At 56.7% G+C, this 5,389-nt stretch carries 4 protein-coding genes; all 4 read left to right on the top strand.

Translation table 11 applies throughout. The annotated features are described in order from the left end of the window. The first annotated feature begins 131 nt into the window (after window positions 1–131). On the top strand, window positions 132–1,904 hold the full coding sequence (locus tag EOC06_RS06905) for a CocE/NonD family hydrolase (protein WP_127270362.1): 1,773 nt from the start codon (window positions 132–134) through the stop codon (window positions 1,902–1,904). Window positions 1,905–2,220: 316 nt separating this feature from the next. After that, window positions 2,221–3,474: a methylaspartate ammonia-lyase gene (locus EOC06_RS06900; protein WP_127270361.1), complete on the top strand. Its 1,254-nt coding sequence runs from the start codon at window positions 2,221–2,223 to the stop codon at window positions 3,472–3,474. A gap of 15 nt (window positions 3,475–3,489) precedes the next feature. Next, the gene (locus tag EOC06_RS06895) at window positions 3,490–4,641 is read left to right on the top strand and encodes a CaiB/BaiF CoA-transferase family protein (RefSeq protein ID WP_127266647.1); all 1,152 of its coding nucleotides are present in this window, start codon (window positions 3,490–3,492) and stop codon (window positions 4,639–4,641) included. Between the two features lie 108 nt (window positions 4,642–4,749). Next, window positions 4,750–5,389 (top strand): CoA ester lyase (locus EOC06_RS06890; protein ID WP_245469376.1); only part of this gene is annotated, 640 nt, incomplete at its 3' end.

The following is a 5,389-nucleotide window of genomic DNA, read 5'->3' as shown; positions in this document are numbered from 1 at the left end:
GATTGGGGCCACAGCAACGAAATTGCGCGCTGTTCACGGGGTCGATCTGCCCGACCGGGTAGCCCATCAAGCCGGCCCCTAAGGTTGGTTATTTGGACTTTATAACACCATCTAGAATTCAGGAAAACGCAATGAGCCTCTCTCGTTCCCAGCTAGATTCGATGTTCCGCTTAGAACTTCGTGGCGAAATAGCGGGGCACTACAAACTGGGACCCGTGGAATCGTCGTATGTGAGAATGCGCGACGGCGTCAGGCTGGCGTTGGATGTCGTGCGTCCAATGGGTGACAGCACCGAAACCAAGCGCAATACCATTTTAGTAATGACACGCTATTGGCGCGGGAAGAAGGGCAGCTTGTCTAATTGCTACGCTGAAATGTTCGTCCAGCACGGTTACGCCGTGGTTGTTGGAGATGTTCGGGGCACGGGTGCGTCTTTCGGGGTATGGCCCGGCTACCGCTCTCGCTCTGAGATCTTGGACAACAGCGAAGTGCTCGACTGGATAGTCGCGCAGCCATGGTCTACTGGCCAGGTGGTTGGCTATGGCGTGTCATACACTGCCAACTCCGCAGACTGGATGGCTGAGCAAAACCACCCCGCAGTGAAGGGGATCGTGCCGCGCTTCGCCGATTATAGTGTTTATGAAGATCTTTCCTTTCCCGGCGGAGTTCCTAACCAAGTGATGGATCTTTGGGACAGTGGCGTAAAAAGCCTCGACCGCAATGAGTCGATCCGGGATGATGGAAGCCCGTCTCAACTGGGCGTACGACCCGTGGGACCCGGAGGGGAGGCTGACCTTGTCGCCGCCCTACGCGACCATGAGCGGGCGCCCACTGATTGGGTGAAAGCTCATGAGCTCACTTTCAAAGACGAACGTCCGACATTATGGGACGGAGCAACCATACTTGACTGGACGCCAGAGATGGCGGCGGAGCGGATATCTAAGTCCGGCATTCCTACCCAGAATTGGGCGAGCTGGTTTGATTCTGGCTCCGCGCAAGGGGCCGTGCGCCGCTTCTTGTTGCAATCAAATCCGATGAACGTGATAATCGGTCCCTGGAACCACGGTGGAGCGATACCTTATGATCCGCTTCGGCCCGCCGATGAGGAAATCCTACCAACGTTTGCGACCCAGCAGGCCAATGATATCCGGTTCGCTGAAGCTTGTTTCAACGGCGAAGCCGCGCGCGTGGGAGGTAAGGTAGTTCACTACTACACGGTGGGCGAGGGTGCTTGGAAATCGACCACGTCCTGGCCGCCCGAAGCCAGGCGCAGACGGTGGTACATGTCCAGTGGTTCGCGGCTGGACTCATCGCCCGACGCCGCAGGTTTTGACTTCCTGCAGGTCGACCGAGATCTTGGCGACGTTCTAACAAACCGGTGGGACACCAACGGCGGCAGTGGGGGTAAAGTAGATTATGGAGATCGGCGTCAGTTCGACGAGGCTCGGCTTACCTATACCAGCGAACCATTGGCAAATGACCTCGAAATCACCGGGCATCCATTTGTTGAGCTCAATATCAGCTCTACGCGCGAAGATGGCAATTTCTTTGTTTACCTTGAGGCCGTGCAACCAGATGGGGTATCCCGGTATCTGACGGAAGGGCAGCTGCGGGTCCTGCACCGGAAGGTGTGGACCAACTCTCCGTTCGACGTTCTTGGTCCACAGCACAGCTTTCTTGAACGCGACGCCGAGCCTCTTACGCCGGGCGAAATTGCCACCTTGACGTTCACGTTGCACCCGATTTCCGCCCGCCTTTCGGTAGGTTATCGCTTGAGGGTAGTCCTCGCCGGAAGTGACAAGACTTCGTTCGCCAATGTGCCCGCGGACGGCGAGCCGCCATTGCTGAAGTTTTATCGCGGTCCCGGGGGCTGCTTCATCGACCTTCCGATCGTCGAGAAGTAATGCCAGTTGAGGTGCCTGCGATGGCGAACGAATATATCGTTCGGTAATCGGCATTGTTGTGGCGCGCTTTGGACGCCATCGTGGGGGAACTCTGTGCGGGGCTACTGTTCTCGCAATTGCCAACCAGCACCTTGCGGGCACGTCAATGGCAGCGTCAAGGCGACTGATCCGCCTTTCAGGCATGGGCCATCTCAAAACGCGATGGGACCGTCCCCGACTTTATATTGGCGGGTCCGGCGACAAGTGGCCCATAATCGATGCAACGCATGTCAGCATACCCCTTCATTAGTGTAATTGGAACATTCGAGCGAACGAAGTGCAGATCAAAGACGTCCTACTCGCATCTGGCAACGGCGCGTTCTTTTATGACGATCAGTCTGCCATTAGGTCCGGAGCGATCCAGGACGGCTTTATTTATCTTGGCGAACCGGTGACGCCTGGATTTACGTCCATTCGCGTTCCGGCGTCGTCGCTCAGCGTCGGACTTGTACTAGCGGACGACAGCGTCGTTTGGGGTGACATGATGGGCGTGCAGTACTCTGGTGCTGGCGGGCGGGATCCTTTGTTTGATTCTGTCCAAATTTCGGAATTGACGTCGCGGGTTGTGGTGCCGCGACTGTTGGATGTCGATGCGTCTCGTTACCTTGATGCCTGTGCGACGGTTTTAGAGGACTACGACCACAAGCAGTTACCTCTTGCGATCGAGTACGGCGTCAGCCAGGCGCTCCTACGCGCTGCGGCCCACCTTCACCGCACCACCATGGCGGAAATTCTGTGCAAAGAATTTGACCTAGCGCTGCCGACGTTCAGCGTTCCGATTTATTGTCAAAGTGGAGATGCGCGCGAAATCAACGTTGATAAGATGATTCTGAGGGCGGTGGACGTGCTCCCCCACGGTCTGATCAACTCGCGACAAAAATTCGGGACTGGCGGTCAGACCTTCATGGAGTTCGTGAGGTGGGTCGCGAGGCGTACGCGCGAGATTGGCCGCCCCGGGTATCATCCCGTGCTGCATTTCGATGTTTATGGCTGGATCGGCCAAGAAATTGGCATGGAGCCACAAGAGATTGCTGACTTTATCTGCAGGGTTGCCGAGAGTGTTCCGGCTTTCATTCTCAATGTCGAGTCCCCGGCGGATTTTGGTTCGACCCAAGCTCAAATCGAGAACTACGCCAAGATCGTATCGATCTTGGACAGTCGGGGCTCCAGCGCCCGTATAGTTGTGGATGAACGATGCAATACGCTAGAGGATATTCGGCTCTTTGCCGAAGCGAAGGCCACGCACCTCGTTCAAATCAAGACGCCAGACGTGGGCTCAATTGCCGATACAGCGCGAGCAGTTCTGCTGTGTAAGGCGAACAAAGTAGGGGCGTATGTCGGGGGAAGTTGTACCGAGACGGATCTCTCGGCCCAGGCTACAGTCCACGTTTCGCTAGCGACCCAGGCCGACATGATGCTCGCAAAGCCCGGCATGGGTGTAGACGAGGCATTCTCCATTGTTGGGAACGAACAAAATCGGCTTCTGGCGACGCTGAACCGTCGTCGGACTCAAAACGAGCTCGTAAGATGAAAAAAGCGGTGTCGCATGCAGAACTCTCTTGAGAGGATCACTGTCGTAGCCGTGGAGCAGGCCGTGGCTGCGCCTTATGCGTCCTCTCGTCTTGCGGATGCCGGCGCGCGTGTCATCAAGATCGAAAGGCCCGAAGGAGACTTTGCCCGAAACTACGACAAGTTGGTGCGTGGGCAGAGCGCTTACTTTGTTTGGCTCAACCGGGGCAAGGAGTCGGTCTGTCTCGACTTGAGGTTGGAGGAGGACCGGGCCGTGCTCGACATCCTTATTGCCGGCGCCGACGTCTTTATCCAGAACCTGAAGCCGGGAAGCATCGAAAAATTGGGATTCGGGTCTGCTGATCTGCGTCGACAATATCCGCGCCTGATCACTTGCGACATCTCTGGGTTCGGGGACAGAGGGCCATATTCCCACTTGAAGGCTTATGATCTTATCGTCCAGGCTGAAACTGGTCTATGCGCAATTACCGGCAACAATCAAGGTCCCGCCCGTGTTGGAGTCTCGGTCTGTGACATCTCGGCGGGCATGACAGCGCACAGTGCCATTCTTCAGGCACTCTATCACCGCGAGGTCACCGGCGAGGGGACCAGTATTCAGGTATCGCTGTTCGATGCCGTCGCCGACTGGATGAACGTGCCGGTTCTGCAAAACGACTATAGTGGGTACCGCACCGTACGCGCAGGCGTGAAGCACCCGTCGCTGGCGCCGTATGGCGCGTATCGTTGTGCCGATGGCAAAGATGTCGTCTTTTCGGTTCAGAACGACCGCGAATGGGTAAATTTTTGCGAGAAGTTCCTGAAGCAGCCGGAGCTTACATGTGCACCTGGTTTCGCCGATAACATGGAGCGCCTCGATCACCGTGTGCAACTTGATGACATTATTGAACGCCGGTTTTCCCAACTATCCTGTAACGAAGCAATGCAGGAACTTGAGGTGGCCGGCCTAGCATATGGCCGGCTGCGCGAAGTGGCGGATGTTTCAAAACATCCCCATGTTCGCAGAGTTGAGGTTGAGACACCCGATGGAACGATCGAGACGATCGCGCCGGCGGCGATTTTCAACTTGGAGCGGCCATCACTGCGTCCAGTTCCAGCCCTTGGCGCCCATACCCATGCTGTCCGCGAGGAGGTTCTGAGGCGTTTGCGCGGGACGGCCGCCTCGGCATGAGCGGGTATGTCCGCAAGAGGGGTGCGGTTTTTGTTCTAAAGAGCCTACGTGCCTCGGATCATCTTTCACTGGCACCGGCCTGGCTATAATCGACCGCGAAGCCTCTTTATGATAAAGGACACCTTTGTGGCCGTTGACGGCGCAATGTCTTTACCACGCTGGAGATCCCTGCTCTTCGTACCCGCTCACGTTCCGCGCTTTGTGGAGAGGGCGCATGAGCGGGGTGCAGATGGCGTCATTGTCGACCTGGAGGATTCTGTTCCCCAGGATAAAAAGAGAGAGGCGCGGCGGCAGCTTTGTGCGTCTGTGGCTAAGGTGGGCCGCAAGGGCGCGTCTGTTTTGGTCCGCGTGAATCGTAGTTTGCGCGCCTTGGCGGCAGATCTTGATGCAGCCGTCGTGGCAGGTGTTGATGCACTTGTTCTTTCAAAGACGGATTCGCCAGAGTGGGTGTCCGAAATTGCGGACGCGGTCTCAGAACTTGAACGAGAAAGAAATCTTCCGTTAGGACGTATCCGGTTTCTTGCCCAAATCGAGACCCCAGGTGCCTTGCAAAAGCTATCGGCCATTGCCTCGTCCCATCCCCGGATGGTCGCAATGGCCCTTGGCCCTGAAGACTTCAGTGCCGCTGTTGGCGGCGCGCCAGAACTTGATCTTCTCTTGACGCCAAACCTTTCTGTTCTTTTTGCCGCCCGTGCGGCCGGGTTGCTCCCGCTGGGCTTCATAGGAAGCATTGGCGCGTTCTCTGACA

This window comes from Mesorhizobium sp. M7A.F.Ca.MR.362.00.0.0, from assembly GCF_004023175.1.
In the GTDB taxonomy this organism is placed as follows: Bacteria; Pseudomonadota; Alphaproteobacteria; order Rhizobiales; family Rhizobiaceae; genus Mesorhizobium.
The sequence above is the reverse complement of the archived record's forward strand: the minus strand, read 5'-3'. Positions and strand labels throughout refer to the sequence as shown.

What these genes read in the sequence shown, in the direction of transcription:
- EOC06_RS06905 (WP_127270362.1), top strand. Translation starts at nt 132, where the DNA reads ATGAGCCTCTCTCGTTCCCAGCTAGATTCGATGTTCCGCTTAGAACTT.
- EOC06_RS06895 (WP_127266647.1), top strand. Translation starts at nt 3,490, where the DNA reads ATGCAGAACTCTCTTGAGAGGATCACTGTCGTAGCCGTGGAGCAGGCC.